This is a genomic window from Ruminiclostridium cellobioparum subsp. termitidis CT1112, from assembly GCF_000350485.1.
GTDB classification, from domain to species: Bacteria; Bacillota; Clostridia; order Acetivibrionales; family DSM-1351; genus Ruminiclostridium; species Ruminiclostridium termitidis.
This window is the reverse complement of the sequence record NZ_AORV01000059.1, coordinates 24,053-46,347: the sequence shown is the minus strand read 5'-3', so window position 1 is coordinate 46,347 and position 22,295 is coordinate 24,053. Positions and strand designations below refer to the sequence as shown.

The window sequence follows — 22,295 nt, the reverse complement described above, 5'->3', positions numbered from 1 at the left end:
AAAATACATATATAAACTATGGATATTATACAAAAGAGACACAACATCTAAAGAAGTTACCCCCTGATATAAAGATATTAAGTTTTAAAACAAAACATCAGATGCTAATATAGTGTTGTAAGAAATCACTAAGCGATATGGGAACTCGGAAAGTGGTTTTTGTGCATATCTTACAAGCTAAATCAATCAAGATAAATATTCTATCTCATTTTCCAAAAGGAGGATTACAAATGGCACTTGGATCATTTCAAATTGACACCCAGCCGGTCAGATCAGAGCGAATCGACAGATTGCATAAATATGTGACATCATTTGCTTATGGTATTTGTCCGGAGAGAGGTCATTACCTGACAGAATTTTATAAGGACAATATGAGTCTGCCGGCGATAGTCAGAAGGGCAAAAGCAATTGACCATGTACTTCAGAATATGAGTATATACATTATGCCGGGCAGTCTGTTCGTGGGAAACCAGGCATCAAAACCAAGATGGGCACCGCTGTTTCCAGAGTTTGAAGTAGAATGGGTGGAGGAGGAGCTTATAAAGGGAAATCCTTATTTTCCTGATGAAAGACCTGCCGACAAATATATCTTGCGTGAAGAAGACAAGCCTGTAATAAAGTCCATGTGCGACTGGTGGGCCGGAAAAACACATACCGACACACTGAGGGCCAGACTGCCTAAAGATGCCCTGGCCACACATTACGACTTAAAGGCGGCCGATATCGGAACCTATTTCCAGGGAGGAGACGGTCACTTTGCACCGGATCATGAATTCCTCTTTACCCATGGTATCCAATATATAATTGATGAATGCCAAAAGAAATTGGATGAGATTAACTGGAATGAACCTGATGCAATTAAAAAGAAGGATTTCTACGACGCAGCTGTGGTAAGTGCAAATGCAATTATCAAGTTTGCCGAAAGATATGCCGATCTGGCTGAAAAGACGGCAGCCCAGGAAACAGACGGGGCAAGGAAAAAGGAACTGTATGAAATGGCTGAAATCTGCAGAAGGATTCCTCGCTACCCGGCTCAAAACTTCAGGGAAGCACTCCAGTTCATAATATTGGTACACATCTGCATCCAGATTGAAGACAACGGCGCCGGAGTCTCCTTCGGAAGATACGACCAATTTATGTATCCGCTGTATAAGAAGGGACTGGCCGACGGTTCACTTACCCGTGACCTTGCCCTTGAGCTGACAGAAAACTTCTTCCTTCAGATATATACCTGCAACAAGGTAAGAAGCTGGGTGGACACAGACTTCTACAGGGGTGTTCCAATGTTCCAGAACCTTACCATAGGCGGACAGCATCCGGTAAAGAAGTGCGATGCTACAAATGAACTGAGCTACATCTGCCTTGATGCAACCTTCAATACAAGGGTGCCTCAACCGTCACTTACAGTCCGTTTCCACCGCAATACTCCATTTGAGTTCAAAATGAAGGTTGCCGAAGTAATCAGACTCGGAACAGGTCTGCCGTCAATATTTAATGATGAAACCTATATTCCGGCCTTGATGAACAGGGGATATGAATTGAATGACGCCTATGACTACTGTGTAATCGGCTGTGTTGAGCCTGGAACAGCAGGCTTGCTGGGAGGAAGAACAGGCGGTGCATGGCTCAACTGTACCAAAATCCTTGAAATGTCCCTGTATAACGGAACCGATCCAAGAACAGGAATATGCCTGCACCCCAATAAAAACGGAAAAGATCTCTCAACCTTTGAAAGCTTTGAAGAGGTCCGGGAAGCATATCTTGACCAGTTGGCCTATTACGTGAAAATGGAGGCAATTCTCGAAAATACAATTGATCAGGTATGGGAGGAAACTCTTGACGAACCTATGGCAGCCATATTTGGATGTCCCACAACGACCATTCCAAGAGGAAAGCCCATAAAGCAGGGCGGAGCAAAGTATGATCTGACAGGCCAGCAGACAATAGGTACCGCCAACGTTGCCAATAGTTTGTATGCCATCAAGAAATTGGTGTTTGACGATAAGGTCATAACTGGTGCACAATTGAAGCACGCACTTGAAACTAACTTCAGTGATATGAGTACCGATCCTTCAGGTGTTCAGATCAAAGCCATGTGTCTCCAGGCTCCAAAATACGGCAACGATATAGATGAAGTGGATGAGATAGCACGTGAGATGCTTGCAGCTGTGGCTAATGAACTGGTATCCTATAAGAATACCCGATATGGAAGAGGGCCTATAGGAGGAACCTTGCACTGTTCCACAAGTACAGTTTCAAGTAATACGCCATTCGGCAAGGTTTGCGGTGCTACACCTGATGGAAGGGAAGCTTATACCGCCGTTGCCGACGGACAGTCTCCCATGCGCGGAACCGATATAAAAGGTCCCACAGCCGCAATAGCTTCAGTAGCAAAGCTTAATAATATTTTACTTTCCTGCGGTTCATTATATAATATGAAATTCAGCCCCGCTGATTTGGTATAGAGCATTTACTGTTTTTTATGTAAACAAATAATTAGCAAGCAGGCGCCGAATAATGTCCAATTATTAAAAATCAAATATATTTGTTATATTTTAAATTTAATGAAAAAGGGGGATCAGCCATGTCTGAAATCACTGTAAACAAGAACGACGGCCTGAAACGTTTCGTCAGTCTCATAGACCGCTATTTTGCGGCAGGCGGCTCACAGATGCAGTTTAATATAGTAAGTAGGAAAACTCTTCTGGAGGCCCAAAAGGACCCAGAAAAGTATTCGAATCTTCTAGTTAGAGTCGCCGGGTACAGCGCATATTTTACACAGCTTTCAAAAGAGGTTCAGCAGGATATTATAGAACGTACCGAAGAAAAACTTTAGAAAAATTTTAGTAACACAATAAATTTAAAATAATTAGTTTGAGGGGGAAAAGAATAATGAAAAAGAGATTGGTGAGTCTTGTATTAAGCATCAGTTTGCTGGCAACCCTGGCAATGGGCTGCAGTTCGGGGCAAACTGCTTCAACAAATGACGGCACGGGAGGTGCCGCAGCTAATGTATCAACAACTCAGCCGGCACAAAAAGGCGGAGTGTTTTCAGCAACAAAGGAACAATTGGAAGCTCTGCCTGAAGCAATGCTGGGTGAGAAAGATGAATTCAAAGGTTTAACCATTGGTTTTTCCCAGAGAAATATAGCCGGCTCCGAATGGTGGGAACAGCTGGTAAGACTGGCTAAGATGGAGGCCGAACACCTGGGTGTGAAGCTTACGGTCTATGATGCCGGAAATGATTTGGCTCAGCAGCTTGCAGACATTGAAACACTTGTGAATATCAAACCTGACGCAATGATAATCAATCCTTTCCATTCGACAGGAGTACTTCCTGCAGTGTCCAAGGTACACGAAGCCAATATTCCGCTTACAGTTGTCAACTGTGCTCTGGATGCCCAGGGAGCGCCATTCACCTTTGTATCCTGTGATGTTGAAAACAGCGGATATAAGGCAGGCTTTGAACTTGCAAAGTCCTATGACGAAAAGAACGGCTGGAAACCTGAAGTTAAGGCACTTGTGCTTTCAGCCGCAGCCCAGGAGCAGGAATCCGACCTCAGACGCTGGGGAATGCTGGCAGGCTATAACGATTACATGCTTGAAAAGTACGGCAAATCCAATCTTAAAATCGTGGCTTACAGATATTATAACTGGCAGCCTGAACCTGCAATGAATGAAACTCTTGACGCTCTGCAGGCAAACCCCGACATCGATATAATATTCAGCGCCTGCGACGGAGGAGCCCAGGGAGTTGTGGCGGCACTTGACTCTATAAACAAGTCCGGACAGATACTTGTAACCTCAATAGATGCAAGAAAGTCAGTTCTTAAATGGATAAAGGACGGAGACAAGGGTATAGTTTCAACTGTTGCAAATGATCCCAGAATGATGGGTAAATGGGCTGTATATCTTGCAGCAAAACAAGCAAAGGGAGTAACAACTCCTGCAACCTTCTATGTACCAAATACTTTATACAACAAAGCCAATGTTGATAAGGTATACGATGAAAAATCCCAGTATTAATATATAAAAATACTATAAGAACACTATAGGAACAGTCATAAGAAGGGGCTGCCTCAAAATGAGACAAATGCAATACATGAATTAATACCGGATACAGTGCGCGAGTACGGTTTTAATAGATGGGAAGTTCCATTAAAAGTACATGCCCGAATTTGTAGGAGATACACTTGTGATGAGCTTTACAAATTTCAGGCATGTACTTTGTGGCACTCCATTTTAATCCAATAATATAGGGGAGATGTATGTGGAAAAGTTTTGTCAAAACGCATGTGAAATATCCTGTACAATCCAGATGAAAAATATAACTAAAGCTTTTTCAGGTGTAAAGGCTCTGGACGATGTTTCACTATCGGTCAATATGGGAGACATTCATGCATTGATCGGAGAAAACGGTGCGGGAAAATCCACGCTGATGAATATACTCGGCGGAAAATACTCACACGGCACCTATGAGGGGACAGTATGCATGAATGGAAAGGAACTGAAGCTGAACAGCCCGAGGGATGCAAATGAAGAGGGCATAGTGATGGTGCACCAGGAACTGGCTTTAATTCCCGAACTGAGCGTTGCTGAGAACATGTTTCTTGGCAACATGCCTCTTAAGAACGGTATGGTGGATTGGAAAAAAACCTTTGAGCTGGCCGAAGAAACACTCAAAAAATTATCTCTTGAAATAGATGTCCATACAAAGGTAAAGTATTTGAGCATCGGACAGCAGCAGCTTATTGAAATAGCCAAGGCTATCAATTTAGGAGGCAGGGTAATGATCCTGGATGAGCCGACGGCACCATTGACAGGAAGAGAAATAAGCTTTTTGTTTGAAATATTAAGAGATTTGAAGAAGCACGGAATAACTATCGTATATATCAGCCACAGACTGGAGGAAATATTTGAACTGACAGATACTATTTCAGTCATGAGAGACGGCAAAATGATAACCACACAAAAGACCTCCGACATGACTCACCACGATCTGGTGTCGTATATGATAGGAAGAGAAATGCAGGAGTTTTATCCGCAGGATGAAACACAGACCGGAAAAACCGTTATGAAAATAGAAAACTTTTCGGTGGAACATCCAACCTACCACGGTAAAAAAATTGTTGACGATGTGACAATGGAATTCCGGGAAGGTGAGATTGTGGGCATTTCGGGATTACTGGGTGCCGGGCGTACCGAGCTCATGAGTGCCGTAGTGGGAGCCTATATAAAAAAGGGCAAAGGCAATGTTTTCATTAATGACAAAAGGGTGGAATTAAAAAATCCAAAACAGTCCATTAACAGCGGTATAGGTTTTATAACGGAGGATCGAAAAGGAAATGGTCTGATTCTTTCAAAATCCGTTGCCTTCAATTCATCTCTGGCCGCATTAAACAGGATTACAAAAAACAGGCTTCTAAACAAAAAAAGGGAGACTCAGCTGGTTTTGGACCTTGTTGACAGACTTAAAATCAAAACCGCCAATGTACAGAACAAGGTAAGCAGCCTGAGCGGAGGTAACCAGCAAAAGGTTGTAATAGCCAAATGGCTGGCTACCATGCCTAAAATTCTTATTCTCGACGAACCGACCAGAGGTGTGGATGTCGGGGCAAAATTCGAAATATACACAATTATGAAAAACCTTGCAAAGGCTGGTGTTTCAGTAATAATGATATCCTCTGACCTGCCTGAGGTAATAGGAATGAGTGACAGAGTATATGTTATGCGAGAAGGGAAGCTTTCGGGCGAGCTGAAAAAAGAGGAGCTGTCTGAAGTGAACATCATGAGCTATGCAACCGGAACTATTACCGCATAAAGGAGTGTATCAAATGGAACTTATAAAATCCAATCAAAATCAAAAACTGAAAGCTGTAACAAGATTTGCCAAGGAAAACTTCGTAATTATTGCATTTGCAATTTTGCTGATATATGGATCACTTGCTTCGCCTGCCTTTTTAACTGTCAGCAATATTAAAACGGTACTTCTTCAGAATTCTATTTATGCGATATGTGCTATCGGTATGCTGCTGATAGTCATAACCGGAGGAATTGATCTGTCGGTAGGTTCGTTTGTTGTGGTATCGGTGTGCTTCACAGCCGGTTTCATACAGGACGGGCATGGAATATTGGCAATAATTTTTGTAATCTTGTTATGTATTGTGTTTGGAATTGTTTCGGGGATATTGGTGGCATATGCCAAAGTTGCCCCGTTTATTGCAACTCTTGCAATGATGACCATTTTAAAAGGTATTGCCTACATGTATCAGGTAGGGCAAAACAGAAGAATAGACGGAACATTTCTTCCTAAATTCATACAGGGAAATCTTTGGGGCATACCAATTCCGGTTATTATACTTGCATTGATTTTTGTGGTGTTTGCAGTAATTTTAAGAAAAACCAAATATGGCCGGGGTATTTATGCTATTGGAGGAAATGCCGAGACTGCAAGGCTTGCAGGAATAAACGTTAAAAAATATCTCATAATAACCTATGCCCTGGGCGGACTGCTCTTCGGCATAGCCGGAATGATCCTGGCAGGCAGGCTCAGCATGGGAACGGCAACAGTCGGAGAGGGATATGAACTTGATGCCATTGCAGCTGTTGTTGTGGGCGGCGCAAGCTTATCCGGCGGTGTGGGCAGTGTTACGAAAACCCTGATAGGTGCATTCCTGATGGGGGTTTTGATAAATATAATGAACCTCATGGGTATAGCATCATATCCGCAGATGATATTAAAGGGCGTTATTATAGTATTTGCCGTTTTAGCCAACAGGGACAATTAATATGATCGGATAAAAATGTATTGGAGCGGAGGTATGGCTTTGATAGACAATAAGTACCTGAACAGCAGTAGTGAGGAACTGAACCAGGTTACAGGAACTATATCGGATATAGAAAGGTATGCAATCAACGACGGTTTTGGGCTGAGAACCACTGTTTTCCTGAAAGGCTGCCCGCTCAGGTGCAAGTGGTGCAGTAACCCCGAAACCCAGAAATTTCATCAGGAAATGGTTTTTTTTCAGGATAAGTGCATAGGCTGCGGAGCCTGTGTAAGGCTATGTGAATACGGGGCACTGGATAACGGTCTTATTGCAGACAGAAGTATTTGCGATTCATGCAATAAAAGAGAAAAAGCTTTTAAATGTATTGAAAAATGCTATCCCAAATGCCGTAAAATAGTCGGTGATAAGATGACGGTTAAAGAGGTAGTTGATATTGTAAAGAGGGATATGCCCTTTTACGAATTGAGCGGCGGCGGAGTTACATTGTCAGGTGGAGAGCCCATGTCACAGCCGGAATATGCATATGCTCTTCTGAAGTCCTTCTGCGAAAACTGGATTGACACTGCCATTGAAACCTGCGGAGCAGGGGAAAAACATGACTATGAGCTGGTGGCACCATATTTGAAATTTGTATTTATGGATCTTAAATCCTGTGACAGCAGCAGGCATCTGGAATGGACGGGCTCCGACAACAGCAGGATAAAGGAAAACATCATTCTTATGGACACGCTGGCAGCCAGGTACGGCTATGATCTTATCATAAGAACACCTGTAATACCTGGCTTTAATGACAGTGAGGAAGAAATCGGAAATATAGCAAGATTTGTATCGGAAAATTTAAAAAATTACAAGGGGATGGAACTGCTGCCGTATCATAAACTTGGCAGGGGCAAATACACCAGTCTCGGCCGGGAATATCAGCTGGCTGATGCTGCAGTGCCATCCGATGCAAGGATGCTGGAATTAAATAAAATATTGAATGAGTATAATATCCATATTTATAAATTTTAATGGGATGCATGTACACCCTATGGTTTTATTGCCTGAAGAACAACAAAGGACAAAGGTAATAATGCCATAGGGTGTTTTATTTTGATAAAAACACCGGGGCGGTATCCGTTGACATAATCGATACCTGTTTTTGTAGCCATATCAGTCAACCCGGCATATTTTATAATTATAATATGGTGGCTTAGGGGAAAAATTATGAAAAGGAGAAGAAATCCTGACAGTTTGTACAAAAAGAAGCCCGAAGTAGCAAATATTCAACCGGGAGAACCGATTGACAAAGTACCGGATAAGGGGAGCAGCGCAGATATAGTTGAGACAGCAAATGTATTTACCAATCAGGCTAACGGCTATGAGTGTGAGGAGTATACCAGAGGTAACAAATCCAGCAAATGTAACAAGTGTAAATACAACTGCGAAACAATATGCTGCAAATATGGGGATTGCGACTGTTGTAATTTTGCCTGTGCCAGCGATAAGGAATTGCTTATAAGGATTATTTGTCTTTTAATCAATAAGGAATACGGCCTAAAAGCAATAGAACAAAAAATTAGAAATTCTGAAGAAAATGGGGATAAAAAGAATATAGAGTCAATTACCGATCTCCTGGAGAGAGCCATAGTAGGTCTGGGAGAAACTGCGGTGGGAGCCGTTAAAAAGGCAGTTGACGCAGCAGGAACGATGACTGATATTACCTACGGATTGTCAAAAATTGCGTCGGGGGCTGCGGGCACAGCGGGATCAGCGGCGTTAACAGCCAGCAGTCTGGCCAGTGTTGCACAGGGAGCGGCCGGAACGGCGGGATCGGCGGCATTAACAGCCAGTGGACTGGCAGGTGTTGCAGCAGCAGGGGCGGAAACTGTGGGAGTGGCAGGGGACATAGCGGCAGAAACTGCAGGTCTGGCCGCGGCAGGGGCAGCAACTGTGGGAGTGGCAGGGGACATAGCAGCAGAAACCGTAGGCCTGGCCGCGGCAGGGGCAGCAACTGTGGGAGTGGCAGGAGACATAGCGGCAGAAACCGCAGACCTGGCAGTAGCGGGAGCAGCCACCGCAGGAGCGGCAGCAGACATACTGGCAGAAGAGGCGGGAGCAGCCGCTGCAATATCGAGTACACAGGCAAGTTTAGCCGACATAGTTGCGGGAGAAGCAGCCACAGCCGCTGCCGTATCAGGAACTATAGCAAGTGCGGCAGAAACAGTCAACGGAGTGGCCGCGACCTCAGCCGCCATATCCGGAACAGTAGCCGGCATAGCCGGGACGGCAGCCGGAGCAGCTCAAACCGCCGCCGGAGCGGCCGCAACATCAGCTGCCATATCTGGAACAGTAGCCGGCATAGCCGGGACAGCCGCAACATCCGGGACGGTAGCTGATATAGTCGAAACAGCGGCAGGAGCAGTCACAACAGGATCGGTTGTAGCCGGCGCTGATGCCGGCACTGTCCAGGTGTGGGTACTTAACAATAACAACGAAGCAACAGGAGTAATTGATATTATCATGTACAATATGACCGTTACTCCCAAAACCGGTTACTACAGGAATAGTTCTGCAGTACCGGCCAGAAGCTCGGTTTTCTTCACCATCGCCTCGGTACCTGCTGCATATGAAGTACAGATAAAGGGACTGGCACGCAATATAATTGCATATGCAGTTTCGATGAATGGAATGAAGGACAGTTTAAATATGCAGTCACCTGTGGAGGCCAGGATTTTGTTCATGTATCCCTAGTGGTCTGTAACATCTAAATTCATATATTGCCGGCGGTTAAATTTCCCCGGGACTGCGTTGTCGTCAGTTGGAATAAATCGATTATTCCGCCCTCCTCCGCCTGGTCCCGAGAAAATTTTCCTCACCGGACAATATAAGTTTTAGATGTCACAGACCACTAGCAGTCTGTAACTCAAAATCCAGACATCGGCGCCGGTTGAGTTTCCGGAGAAAAATCATTTGTATTCTATTTTTGGGGCTTATAATATATAATATAGCAGGATGATCTGTTTTCATCATAAGAATTATATTCCGGAGGCGGCCCCATGGACCTGACAACAACACGTGTAAATTACAGACTATTTGAGAAAGAGGATTTTGATATTTTTTATTCTGTTTTTTCAAACAAGGATATTATGAGATATGCATGGATAGATGAATTTAACAGTGAGCAAGAAATACTTCCGTTTTTTGAAGACTTCCTGAGTGTGGATGATATGCCCAACAGAAATAACTCCTACGCTTTTGCAGCCTTCTCAAAAGAAGATAACAGTTTTATCGGTTTTGCAGATATACAGATACACAGCCGGAATGATGGGGGAGGCTGCGGCGAAATAGGGTACTTTCTGATGCCGAAGTTCTGGGGAAAGGGCTATGCCACTGAAGTGGCGGGTGCAATGACGGATTTCGGCTTCGAATGCCTGAAACTTCATAAGGTCTGTGCCCGCTGTAACGCCAATAATTTCAAATCGGAAAATATTATGAAGAAATTAGGAATGACCCTGGAAGGCCAGCTGAGAAAAGTAAGATATAAACGCGGAGACTGGGATGATGAAAAGTATTATGGGATACTCCGTGAGGAATGGCAGTCAAAAAAAAGGTAGCTATTCTTTCATATTTTCAGTGCACTTCGGGCATATTCCGAGAAATTCAAGGCTGTGCCCCGTTATTGCAAAGCCGGTTTTACGTATCAGATACTCTTCCATATTGGTCAGCGGACATTCATCAATGGGTACGGTTTTACTGCACAAGGTACAGACAAGCTGATGCTTGTGCTGGTGATTATTTATCTGGTAATAGGTCTTGCCGTCCTGGCTTAAATTTTTAAGCAGTATTCCCTTATCCGAAAGTGTTCCCAGAGTGCGGTAGGCTGTGGAAAGACTCAGATGAACATCTGTTACAACAATAGAATATATATCCTCGGCTGTCATTGGCACCGAGGATTTTTCCAATACTTTCAATATTGCCAGACGGCTTTTTGTGGTTTTTAGATCCGTTGCCTTCAAAATGTTTTCCTTCATTGGAATTCCCCTTCAATCGATTAGATGGCGGTAAATAAATATATACCACTCCAATTTTTATATATCAATCAATTTGAGGTTATCCCTGAACGGGTACCTGTTCATAAATAACCCTCACGTTTATACCCTGATTATAGTTGCCGAAATTTTTGCCGAAAATTGTGAGTCCTCCCACATGGGCGGCTTCTTCAGGGACCGACATTCTAAAAAACAAATCGCTTTTATAAGTCAGATTCAGATCTTCCAGCGTAATGGGGGAGATCTGAAGGCCGTCTATAAAGGTTCCGAATTTATTTACTGTCAAAAGCTTCAAAAGCCCATACTGATTCCAGACGGAAAACCACCAGGAGGGTGTGAGTATACCTTTGGTGTCGGCATAATCGCCAGGGCTGGTCCAGCTGCCTAAATGTACGTTGTTTATGCAGAAGTTGACGTCCGAAGGCCAGTTGCTGCAGTTCCCGGGTGCTTCGGAACTGATTTCCATGGATATCTGGATTTCAGAGAAATCCTGTCCGGGTTTCAGATAATTAGGTATCCTGTATTCCACATATCCTTTTGTAAACCACAAAATATCGCTGTTTATTCTCTCGGGGTCGGCAAAATAGCTGGGGTTGTCAACTTCACCGATTAGTTTATATTGAGTAGCCAGGCCGCAGGTCGGAAATATCTCGTAAGAGGAGTAATGACCCACTCCGATTTCAAGTTCATAGGAATTGGCAACCTCCTGCTGAGCTATGTCTATAACAAATTTATCCTCATGCAGTGCACATATTTTTTGGATACCGTGTTTTGCTGTCAAAGTAGAGATTTTTATCAGACCACATTCCTGTAACTTTTTAATATGCATAGTAACCGCACCGTTTGTAAGATTTAACTTTTCAGCGATATCATTCATATTCAGCTGTTTATGTTCAGCCAGGAGATCAATAATCTCAATCCTTATATCGGAGCTCAATGCTTTGAATATAGGAAGGCTGTCTTTAAGTTTAGTAATGTGAATCATTTTAGTCTCCTTGTAATATTTAAAAATTAAATATTCTCAAATATAGCTAATAATATTCTAACATAAATAAGTAAAAGGTAAACAGTTCAATAATGCTATCTAAAAATATGTTGAATATTGGTTTGAATTCATTAAATTAGTTTATAAAATGCTAAAACATTCCATAGAATATCAGTAATAATTTATTTTGTCTTTCAATTCATGCCTCAATATTTATTATATAACATAAGCTTATAAATAGATAGGTAATGATTTAGTGTTTTATAAACTATTACCAAAAATTCAGAACTATATTAGAAAAATGTAAAATAAAGCGCAAATAATTACCTAAATATGCAATATTGGGCGAATGTTTTATGTTAGTTTAAAATATTATATAAAAATTTAAATTTTTATATTGACAGGCTTTTGTAAAAAAGAGATAATAAACACATAAAATATTGAACAAAAATTGTGAAACTTTTTATAAAATACGTAATTTCATATTCTGAATTGTTCTAAATGAATAATTTTAATATAAAACTGTTATTGTTTTAATAAAAACTAAACCGATTCAAATTATTTTAAATTATTGATTTAAGGAGAAAATACATCAGAGAATAAATTAATTAATTTGAAATCTACATGTTAATCAACGCTTTCCAGTGAAATTCTTCCGGTGTGAAAAAAATCATCAGTAAAAGCAAATATTGGACTGAATTAAAATGCAGTTTAATTATGAACCAAAATGAGAAAAGCTATTATTTGACTGTGCGTGTACATAATGATATTAACACAAGCAGATTATGGCCTTTCTCATGATTAAAGTTCAGGTTAAATATAAAAAATAATTTAGAGGAGGATATTTTTTATGAAAAGAATTCTTTGTTTGACACTTGCGGTATGCATGATGGCGGTATTTGCTCTGACAGGCTGCGGCAGCTCTTCCGGCCCGGCAGATTCAACAGCTGCGGCTTCCAGCTCGGCAGCGGTGCAAACCCAGCAATTAGGCTCAAATGCAGGTGCAAATGCAACAGAAATGAACTTTTGGACATTTGTTGATTTACATGGTAAACATCTGGATAAAATGTTAGGTTTGTGGAATGAGAAAAATCCTGATAAACAGATCAAGCTGAACGTTACCGTTATGCCTTATGACGATATGCATAACAAGCTTCTGATAGCCGTACAGACAGGTCAGGGGGCTCCGGATATAGCTGATATTGAGCTTGGAAAATTCCCTAACTTCCTTGAAGGTGACAACGTTCCTTTGGAAGCGCTGAATGATGTATTTGAACCCTACAAGAGCACAACCGTTCCCGCCCGTGTTGAAATTTACAGCAAAGGCGACAAGGTTTATGGATTCGACTATCACGTAGGTGCCACTCTTGCGTACTATAACACTGAAATATTGGATAAGGCAGGTGTTGATTACAAAACGATCAAGACCTGGGATGATTATAAAAAAGCAGGAATACAGGTTTATGAAAAGACCGGAAAATATATGGGAACAGCTGATACATCAGCCACATGGCAGGCTTCATTACTCCTGGCCCAGCAGAATTCCGACTTTACAGATGACAATGGACAGCCAAAGGTCAATTCCCCTGAAATGATCAAAGCCATGGAAATGCTGGTGGATTTACAGAAGAACAATGTTATCCACACTATTCCGGGCGGACAGCCGGATACTGAAGAAGCAAAGGGTGAATACAACAAAGGCAACTATGCAAGTGCATTAATGCCGGAATGGTTCATGTCAAGATTTATAAATGAAATGAAGGATCTTAAAGGTAAATATGCCATAGCTCCGCTACCGGTATTTAAGGAAGGCGACCCCCGTTCGGTAGGTTTGGGCGGAACAGGTACCGTTGTTACCAAGACTTCCAAGAACGTTCAGCTTGCTAAGGAATTCGTTGCATTCGCCAAACTTTCAAAAGAAGCTACTACTGAAATTTGGAACACTTTGGGCTTCGACCCGGTCAACATGGAAGTGTGGAACGACAAAGCCGTAACTCACAACCCTGACAACGAGTACGTTCAATACTTCAAGACCAATGCATTTGATACATTGAATGAAATCAAAAATGAAATCAAAGCCATTAAATCAGTAAAAGCTTCTCCGACTATTAATAATATCCTTTGTACGGTCACACTAAATGCTATCTTTGAAGATGGGCAGGATGTCAAGGAAGCTTTAAATGAAGCACAGGAGCAAATTACCCAGGAATTGAAGTAATAGCAGAGCATCAAGACACATGTCTCATATATCGCATAATATGATTTAGAACTGCCATATGTTTCATGGCCGGAGGCCTCATAATCAGTGGGAGATTTATACTCGCACTGATTATGTAATTCCGGCATATGGCGGTTACTTTATCACGAAAGGGGGAATTTGAATATGATAAAGAAGTTTGTGTATTCTCAGAAGGTTGCACCATACATTTTTGTTTTACCGTTCGTAATCATATTCTTGATATTTTGGCTGTTTCCTCTTGCTAACTCATTTGTTATGAGCTTTCAGGAGAGAATGCTGGGTCAGGATCCCAAGTGGATCGGAACGGCAAATTATACTAAACTGCTTACAGATAAAGTATTTCTTAAATCAATAACAAACAGTGTTGTTTATATGGTTGGAACTCTGATTCTATTAATACCGTTCCCCATGTTATTTGCATGTCTTATAAACAGTAAGCTTATGTGGGGAAGAGAATTTTTCAAATCATCCTTTTTCCTACCGGCTTTAACTTCAGTTGCTGTGGCAGGTACCATTTTCCGTTTGATCTTTGGTGAAATGGAAAGCTCACTGATGAATTCAATTTTATCTCTTTTTGGGATTGGTCCTTTCAAATACCTGAAGGATCAGAATCTAAGCATGGCCGCCTTATTGACTCTCGCCTGCTGGAGATGGACGGGGGTTAACATGTTGTATTACCTGTCCGGTTTAAAAAGTATTGACAGTGAATATTATGAAGCGGCATCGATAGATGGTGCTTCGGCCTGGCAGAAGTTCAGGGCCATTACAATGCCATTGCTGAAACCCACAACCATCTATGTTCTGACAATCAGTATCTACGCCGGTCTGGCGATGTTTACCGAAAGCCTGATGATGTTCAATGGAAACAACTCTCCGAAAAATATTGGTTTGACCATAGTCGGATATTTATATAGACAGGGTATAGAAAAAAACAAGCTGGGATATGCAGCTACGGTTGGAATAGTCCTTTTAGTAGTTGCTATGACTATTAATCTGACTCAGCTCAAACTTTCAGGAACATTCAAAAAGGAGGAGGATTAATGTGAACAACCTGCACAATACAGGCGGGACAAGGCAAAATATAATTGCAAAAGTACTCCTGCTTTTATTCTTTTCGGTTCTATTCATAGTTATTATGCTTCCCTTTTATGCAGTGGCGCTTTCTTCCTTTAAACCGGGTGCCGATTTGATACGCTATGGCTTGAATTTAAGATTAGACCTGGATGTTATGAGCTTTAAGAATTTTGAATTTCTTTTTACGGGGAAACATGATTATTTTATGTGGTTTAAGAACAGTATGTTTCTTACCATCGGGCAGGTGACACTCACCCTGTTCATCAGTGCTTTTGTAGCCTATGGTTTTGCAGCCTATGACTTCAAAGGACGCAATCTGCTGTTTGTCTGCGTACTGCTGATAATGATGGTGCCCTTTGAAATATTGCTGCTTCCGCTGTATTCATTGATCAATGATCTTCACATGATGAACAGTTACAGTGCCATCATAGTGCCGGGTATTGCAAATGCAGGAACCATATTCTTCTTCAGACAATACCTGAGAAGCATACCGAAGGAGCTTATCCAATCAGGCAGAGTAGACGGAGCCAACGAATATCTGATATTCTTCAGGCTGATCCTGCCGGTTTTGAAGCCTTCCTTTGCAGCTATGGCCATATTGAACGGTATGAACAGCTGGAACAATCTCCTGTGGCCGTTCATGGTGTTGGGGGATCAGAACAAGTTTACCCTTCCGATAGGCTTGAAAACCCTGCTGACACCGTATGGCAATAATTACGACCTGTTGATTGTAGGATCTTTCTTTTCAATAATCCCTATATTTATACTGTTTGTGGCCTTCCAGAAATATTTCATTGACGGTATGACGGCAGGTGCGGTAAAAGGCTGAATTTCAGTCCGGCACAGGCTGGAGCAACGTATTGAAAATGCTGAGCCGGGCGTTCAGAAACTGTTGGTTAAGGGGGCTTTCATATAAAAAGATTTATTGCAGTTATCCTGGCAGGATTATTTATTTTTAATTTAACTGCCTGCGGTGATAATGAAGATAATTTATCTGCAGCGTATCCGGAGGAACCTCCAAAAGAGACTCTGTATGACCACTCTGTGACAAGTGATGAAACAAAATGGGGCAGCCTGAATTTTCATGATCCATCCATTATTAAAGACGGTGAGTGGTATTACACAATCTCAACGGATGTAAAGGTCGGGGGAACTCCTAAAGGCGGAATACCTATAAGAAAATCAAAGGATCTTATCAGCTGGGAATGGGTGGGCAGAGTTTTTTCAAAAGTGCCCGAAGATGCCCGCAAGTGGACCAGAGCCAGGACGCTGTGGGCACCGGATGCAATAAAGACAGGCGACACCTTTTACCTGTACTATGCAGCCTCAAGATTCGGTACAAATCAATCCTTTATAGGACTGGCCACCGGCAAATCCATGGAGGGCCCATGGGAATACAAAGGCGAAGTGATTAAGTCAACAAGCTCCTCCATCTGGAATGCCATCGATCCCAATCCTGTCTATGATGCGGAGGGAAACCTGTACATGTCCTTCGGCTCCTTTTTTGGCGGAATTTTCATAGTCGAAATGGATACAACCACGGGAAAACTCAAAGAGGGGTGCAAGCTTTCTTTGATTGCAACCAGAAGCAATAGTGTGGCCTCTGCAATTGAGGGCCCGTATATTGTCTACAATCCCGAATATAAAAAGTATTATCTGTTCGTATCATATGATTCTCTGTCAAAGGACTACAATGTCAGGGTGGGCAGGGCTGATAAAATAACAGGACCCTATGTTGATTTTAATGGGAATGTTATGACCGATACCGGACTGCCCCCGAATGATGTGGGCACCAAAATAATGGGCGGATACAAATTCGGCCGAAAGGACGGCTGGGTAATGCCGGGACACAACTCGGTATTGAAGGAAGGCAATGACTACTTTATTGTGCATCATGCCAGAGGAGACCGGGATACCAACTGGCCCTATCTGCACATAAGAAAAATACTCTGGTCGGATGACGGCTGGCCTCTGATATCACCTGAAAGGTATGCCGGTGAAAAAGAACAGAAGCTGAGTAAAAAACTTCTGGTTGGGGACTGGGAGGTCATTGTACTTGATAAGGACAATAACCTGCAGCTTTCCTCAAAAAAAATCACTCTGAAGTCAAACGGAAAAATTGATGACGGAACAGGCAAGAGCACCTGGGAATTCAGAGCTGATAATACTATTTGTATGAAGCTGTATGACCCGGACAGGAAGCCGGGAGCCGAATATATTGAGCAAACTTCGAAGGTAATGCCTTCGTGGGACTGGGAAAATTGGAGAACCACTTTAGTGTATACAGGAATAGACAATTCGGGAATCTGCGTTTGGGGTAAAAAAGACTGAAAGACATGACCACTGAAAGCGGACAATTGCTATAACCGTAACATTAATAAACAGCACTGCGGGGATCAATTGATTTACAAAAATTACGATGACAAGGGTGAAAATGTAATGGCAGAAAAAATTTTAATAAAACCGGTTTTGGAGCAGAGAGCAGATCCCTGGATTTATAAGCACACAGACGGATTTTATTACTTTACGGCATCTGTGCCGGAATATGACCGGATTGAGGTCATAAAATCAAAAACTATAAGCGGTCTGGCCGAAAGCCAACCCGCCGTTGTATGGAGAAAACATAAAAAAGGTATTATGAGCGAGCATATATGGGCTCCTGAAATACACAATATCGATGGGAAATGGTATATATACTTTGCTGCCGGGGAAGCTGAGGATGCATGGAAAATCAGGCCATATGTGCTGGAGTGCACAGGCTCCGATCCGATGACCCATATGTGGGAGGAAAAAGGAAGGATTCAAAGTGAAACAGATCCAACTGCATTTACCGACTTTTCTCTGGATTCCACTACTTTCGAGCATAGGGGAAAAAGATATCTGATCTGGGCAGAAAAACGCAAAAACCTATCAAATCTGTATATTGCCGGGATGAGCAACCCCTGGACTATAGCTTCAAAGGCGGTAATGATTTCAAATCCCTCTTACAGGTGGGAACGGATTGGCTTCCATGTAAACGAAGGGCCTGCTGTTATAAAGAGAAACGGCAGGATATTTGTCAGCTATTCCGCAAGCGCAACAGATTCCAACTACTGTATTGGCTTGCTCAGCGCCGATGAAAACTCCGAGCTGTTGGAGTCTCTGTCCTGGACAAAGGCGGCAGAACCCGTATTCAAAACAAACGAGGAGGCGTCGCAGTATGGTCCGGGGCACAACAGTTTTACAGTATCCGAAGACGGCAAAAAAGATATCCTTGTTTACCACGCCCGTACTTACAGAGAAGTGGAAGAGCCTTTGTATGACCCCAACAGACACACGTTCACCAGGGAATTAAGATGGAATGAAGACGGTACGCCTGATTTCGGGAGACCGGGAGAACAATAAATTAAAACTATTGATTGTATTTGAAAATAGGGAAATGTCATTTTAAAATGGACATTCCCTATTTTTATTGATAGCTTAAAACCTTACACTATGGAATTTCAAAAAAATCTGTAAAAATGTAAAAAAATAGTGTAAAATAGTACTATAGTATACATATTTATGAAATTATGCTAAGATTTACAGATTTTATAATCATACAGGCATAAAAATTATTTTTAACTGGAATGGAGATGCATATGAAGAAATCCGATTTAAAGGATTTGAGTTTTTTTAAGGAAAAAGACGGGACACCGGACATGTTTTCATTACAGCTGAACTGTTTTGAGGCCTCTGTTTACAACATCCTGCTGAATCAATTCAAATTGGATAAAAAACTCATTGCAGCCCTGTTTATAAGGGATGTAAATCCTACTTTCTGGAGGAACAGTACAACAGGTGTCTTCCGCTTGTATAATCTGAGCAGAAATCTGGTTTCATTGTGGACAAAATACGTCAGGGTAAATACATATGTCAGAGAAGGCGACAGCGGTGCGGTGGGATTTATTGAAAGTCTTTTGGACCAGGGGCATATGGTAATTCTTGATACGGTATTTGAGATATTAAGCTTCTACAGTAAATATAATCCTGATTTTGACATGAAAGACTTTCGTCCCGGAGTTGATGACCACAACAACATCATACTATGCCACGATACCGAGAATTTTTACTATGTTGAGAAGCTTCCATATACAGTAACCATGGAAAATTATATACCCTATGAGTCTAATGCTCAGATAGGAGTCATATCCAAACGTGAAATAGAGAAAGCCTGCAGCCATTACATGAGGTGCTGTACAGTGGAGGCGGATGTTGGCAATCTGACGGGAAACGCATTCAAAACAGAAGTTGCAGGTCTTTTTCATGCAATTGCCGGTAATTTTTTGGCGCCGGAAGTACAGGACGGACTGTATACAAGATATTACGGGAAAGAGGCCATGGAGAGGTTCGCTGAATTATGTGACGAAGGCTGCAGTCTGGAGGCTTATTATAAAACGGAAGGCTGGCCCATGCTGGACAGAATTTGCTTTGATATATGGATGATCCATGGGGCCAGAACAATTTTGCTGGAATACATAAATATTATGAACGGGGATATGGGATATTCAGGTGACCCACAGCTTTTAAAAGGCAAAATCATTGAGACCAAGGAACAGTGGGAGCTTATAGAGACAATACTTAATAAAATGCTCCGCACTAAAAAGCCGCTGGACAGAAATATTGGGGATCGCATAAGACAGCTGCTGGCAGAGGAGATAGAGTTGATTGAACTTTTGAAACTGTTTTAAGTAATAAGCCGGATGTGGAATGAAGAAATTCCATATCCGGTTTTTTTAATGTCTGAATATTTTACTATAAAGAAAAGTTTATTCCATTCTAATAGAATTTAGTTATTGCTAAACTATATTTGTAGTACGGGATGTTTATATAAAGAAAATTAAAGGAGGATTTTAAAATGCTTAAGAAAATTACCTCTTTGTTCTTGATTGCTGCAATTGCAGGAACAATATCGGTCGGATGCGGAAAGGACAACAATGCTTCCATCTCAACAACACAGGAGGCTGCAGTAACCGCGGCAGCCGGCGGATCATCAGATGAAAAAACAAATCCTGAAGATGCAGCTGGCGAAATTACTTTCAGCTCAAACAGAACAGATTTGCAGAATACTTTGCTTCCGCAGTTTGTTGCAGATTTTAACAAGGAGTTTCCCAATATAAAGGTAAATATTGAAACCATAAAGGATTATCAAGCGGCCATAAAGGTCAAGATGTCGTCAAATGATCTGCCTGACGTATGGACGGTACATAATGGCTATTATACAAAAGATCAATTAACAAAATACAATATTCCGCTGGATGATTACGAGTTTGCAAAAGACTTTTTATATTCGGAAGTATTCAGTGGTTCAGACCGGAAGATTTATGCGCTTCCACAGGGCGCAAGTGCAACCGGGGTTGTTTATAATAAAAAGATATTTTCCGAGTTAGGTATTACTGTTCCTCAGACTCTTGATGAAATGATTTCGGCAGGAAAGAAAATAACGGCATCGGGCAGAACAGGTCTTGCAACTGCGGCCAAGGCTGGCTGGCCTTTGCAGTATTACTGGCTTGATATAGCAAATACAATTGCAGGTGATGGGAACTACAGAAACACACTTGCTGAAAATGAAGCACCGTTTACTGTGGACAGTCCCATGGGAAAAGCGTTCGGGTTATTAAAGGCCTTCAAGGAGGCAGGCATTCTGGAAAAAGATCCGCTTTCCTCGGACTGGGAGCCGATCAAAAAAGATTTCCGTGACGGCAAGGTGGGTATGTTCATACTGGGACCCTGGTTCATTCCCCAGGCCTTGGATCCTTTGACAATTGATGACGTGGGTTTCTTCCCGCTGCCCTATGACAATGAAAAAACACCGAAAAAAGTAAGTGCAGGACCTGATGTTGCTCTGGGTATGGCTCAGAACACTAAAAATAAAGCTGCAACCGAAGCCTTCTTTAAGTTTATGATGGACACAAATTATGCAAGTGTGGGTAAGAGCCTTGGACTATTAACTGCCAGAAAATCGGTAGCTGTGGATATTCCCTTTGCAAAGGAATTTGAATCCTATAGTCCCCGGAAGCTGGATGTAGTATCGGATACAAAGGCCTACACCGATATTATGAACAAAGCGCAGGTGGATTACAACAAGCTTGCTCAGGAAGTGCTGGTATCGGGAGATATTCAAAAGGCCTTTGATCAGCTTAACACTAAGTGGAAAAAAGCAATGGGTAAATAGGGACTCCTGAAATTATTACTGCTTAAATATGAATCACTATAGCTGTTATAGTGATTTATATTTAAGATAAACTTCCAAAAGGGATGGTGGGTGCACTATATGTCGTACAAGACACAAAAAAAGCTGTTATTGATTTCATTCCTTTTAATACCTCTGTTGCTGATGGGATTGTTCTTCCTGTTTCCATTCTTCAGACTGTTCTATATGAGCTTTACCGATTGGGACGGGATAATGCCGGATTACAATTTTACAGGTATTGATAATTATGTTGAAGTATTTCAAACTCCTGATGTCTGGGTTGCTTTGAGAAATAATGTTATTTATATTTTAAACGGTGTTTTGCAAAATATAATTGCACTTTTATTCGCCGTATTGCTGACAGTAAAAATTAGAGGAAGGAATTTCTATAAAGCTTCAATATTTCTTCCGTTCATAATAAACAGTGCTGCGATAGCCTTTATGTTTACCTTTCTGTTTGATTTTGAAAGAGGGCCCATAAATGCCGTATTAACGTCCCTGGGAGTTGAGCCAGTGGGGTTTTTGAGTAATCTGAAAATTGTTAATTTCTCCCTTGCCGGAATATCTCTATGGAGATATACAGGATATACAATGATCCTTTATATTGCAGCTTTTCAATCAATCAACCCTGAAGTTTATGAATCGGCTATGATTGATGGTGCCGGTACCTGGCAGAATTTTATATACATTACGCTTCCCGGCATAAAAACAATTGTTGAATTGAATCTTTTCCTCACCTTGAGCGGAGGGCTTCAAGCCTTTGTAGAACCATTCATTATAACAAAGGGGGGACCGGTGAATGCTAGCAATACTTTTGTTCTGTATACCATAAATGCATTTACACAGTTTAACAGATATGGTTTTGCTGCTGCAATGGCAGTGGTGCTGCTGGTGCTGGTACTGATCCTGACAGCCATACAGAAAAAATTGATTTTTAAAGGTGATTAGCATCCAAAAGGAGGTTAAA

The 22,295-nt window shown here is 41.8% G+C and carries 19 protein-coding genes; 16 read left to right on the top strand and 3 right to left on the bottom strand.

Going from position 1 to position 22,295, the window contains the following annotated elements; genetic code table 11:
* Positions 1-230 precede the first annotated feature (230 nt).
* From CTER_RS20700 to CTER_RS20675, 6 genes are all read left to right on the top strand, one after another.
* Positions 231-2,465, top strand: coding sequence for a glycyl radical protein (locus CTER_RS20700; RefSeq protein ID WP_004628989.1), 2,235 nt, complete (start codon positions 231-233; stop codon positions 2,463-2,465).
* Between the two features lie 119 nt (positions 2,466-2,584).
* Complete coding sequence (locus CTER_RS20695; protein ID WP_004628957.1) at positions 2,585-2,836, top strand: glycine radical domain-containing protein; 252 nt, start codon at positions 2,585-2,587, stop codon at positions 2,834-2,836.
* A gap of 56 nt (positions 2,837-2,892) precedes the next feature.
* Complete coding sequence (locus tag CTER_RS20690) at positions 2,893-4,026, top strand: substrate-binding domain-containing protein (protein ID WP_004628997.1); 1,134 nt, start codon at positions 2,893-2,895, stop codon at positions 4,024-4,026.
* A gap of 244 nt (positions 4,027-4,270) precedes the next feature.
* Positions 4,271-5,821 carry a sugar ABC transporter ATP-binding protein gene (locus CTER_RS20685; protein ID WP_004628955.1) on the top strand — a complete coding sequence of 517 codons (1,551 nt, stop codon included), beginning with the start codon at positions 4,271-4,273 and terminating at the stop codon, positions 5,819-5,821.
* A 13-nt stretch (positions 5,822-5,834) separates the two neighbouring features.
* Complete coding sequence (locus CTER_RS20680; RefSeq protein WP_004628951.1) at positions 5,835-6,788, top strand: ABC transporter permease; 954 nt, start codon at positions 5,835-5,837, stop codon at positions 6,786-6,788.
* 39 nt (positions 6,789-6,827) lie between these two features.
* Positions 6,828-7,799, top strand: coding sequence for a glycyl-radical enzyme activating protein (locus CTER_RS20675; RefSeq protein ID WP_051066656.1), 972 nt, complete (start codon positions 6,828-6,830; stop codon positions 7,797-7,799).
* Between the two features lie 17 nt (positions 7,800-7,816).
* Here CTER_RS20675 and CTER_RS29075 read toward each other — a convergent pair whose 3' ends face one another.
* A complete protein-coding gene (locus CTER_RS29075) occupies positions 7,817-7,939 on the bottom strand; it encodes a hypothetical protein (protein ID WP_278245943.1) in 123 nt (40 codons plus the stop codon).
* A 55-nt stretch (positions 7,940-7,994) separates the two neighbouring features.
* Between CTER_RS29075 and CTER_RS20670 the strand changes: the two genes are divergently transcribed.
* Both CTER_RS20670 and CTER_RS20665 read left to right on the top strand, forming a co-directional pair.
* Positions 7,995-9,521 (top strand): hypothetical protein, encoded by a 1,527-nt coding sequence (locus tag CTER_RS20670; protein WP_004628961.1) that lies wholly within the window; start codon positions 7,995-7,997, stop codon positions 9,519-9,521.
* Between the two features lie 305 nt (positions 9,522-9,826).
* Positions 9,827-10,384: a GNAT family N-acetyltransferase gene (locus tag CTER_RS20665; protein WP_004628969.1), complete on the top strand. Its 558-nt coding sequence runs from the start codon at positions 9,827-9,829 to the stop codon at positions 10,382-10,384.
* Here the strand turns inward: CTER_RS20665 and CTER_RS20660 are convergent, their stop codons facing one another.
* Positions 10,385-10,801 carry a Fur family transcriptional regulator gene (locus CTER_RS20660; RefSeq protein ID WP_004628972.1) on the bottom strand — a complete coding sequence of 139 codons (417 nt, stop codon included), beginning with the start codon at positions 10,799-10,801 and terminating at the stop codon, positions 10,385-10,387.
* Between the two features lie 79 nt (positions 10,802-10,880).
* On the bottom strand, positions 10,881-11,804 hold the full coding sequence (locus CTER_RS20655; RefSeq protein WP_004628956.1) for an ArsR/SmtB family transcription factor: 924 nt from the start codon (positions 11,802-11,804) through the stop codon (positions 10,881-10,883).
* Positions 11,805-12,654: 850 nt separating this feature from the next.
* Between CTER_RS20655 and CTER_RS20650 the strand changes: the two genes are divergently transcribed.
* The 8 genes from CTER_RS20650 (at position 12,655) to CTER_RS20615 (ending at position 22,276) form a co-directional block, all read left to right on the top strand.
* Positions 12,655-14,022: an ABC transporter substrate-binding protein gene (locus CTER_RS20650; protein WP_004628948.1), complete on the top strand. Its 1,368-nt coding sequence runs from the start codon at positions 12,655-12,657 to the stop codon at positions 14,020-14,022.
* Between the two features lie 165 nt (positions 14,023-14,187).
* Positions 14,188-15,084: a carbohydrate ABC transporter permease gene (locus tag CTER_RS20645; protein ID WP_004628967.1), complete on the top strand. Its 897-nt coding sequence runs from the start codon at positions 14,188-14,190 to the stop codon at positions 15,082-15,084.
* A gap of 1 nt (position 15,085) precedes the next feature.
* Complete coding sequence (locus CTER_RS20640) at positions 15,086-15,946, top strand: carbohydrate ABC transporter permease (protein ID WP_004628962.1); 861 nt, start codon at positions 15,086-15,088, stop codon at positions 15,944-15,946.
* 215 nt (positions 15,947-16,161) lie between these two features.
* On the top strand, positions 16,162-17,448 hold the full coding sequence (locus CTER_RS20635; protein WP_200859487.1) for an arabinan endo-1,5-alpha-L-arabinosidase: 1,287 nt from the start codon (positions 16,162-16,164) through the stop codon (positions 17,446-17,448).
* Between the two features lie 69 nt (positions 17,449-17,517).
* A complete protein-coding gene (locus CTER_RS20630; RefSeq protein ID WP_004628985.1) occupies positions 17,518-18,501 on the top strand; it encodes a glycoside hydrolase family 43 protein in 984 nt (327 codons plus the stop codon).
* Positions 18,502-18,737: 236 nt separating this feature from the next.
* Positions 18,738-19,826, top strand: a complete 1,089-nt coding sequence (locus CTER_RS20625; RefSeq protein ID WP_004628983.1) for a hypothetical protein — start codon at positions 18,738-18,740, stop codon at positions 19,824-19,826.
* 167 nt (positions 19,827-19,993) lie between these two features.
* Positions 19,994-21,310, top strand: a complete 1,317-nt coding sequence (locus CTER_RS20620) for an ABC transporter substrate-binding protein (protein ID WP_004628949.1) — start codon at positions 19,994-19,996, stop codon at positions 21,308-21,310.
* A gap of 99 nt (positions 21,311-21,409) precedes the next feature.
* A complete protein-coding gene (locus CTER_RS20615; protein ID WP_004628960.1) occupies positions 21,410-22,276 on the top strand; it encodes a carbohydrate ABC transporter permease in 867 nt (288 codons plus the stop codon).
* Positions 22,277-22,295 lie beyond the last annotated feature (19 nt).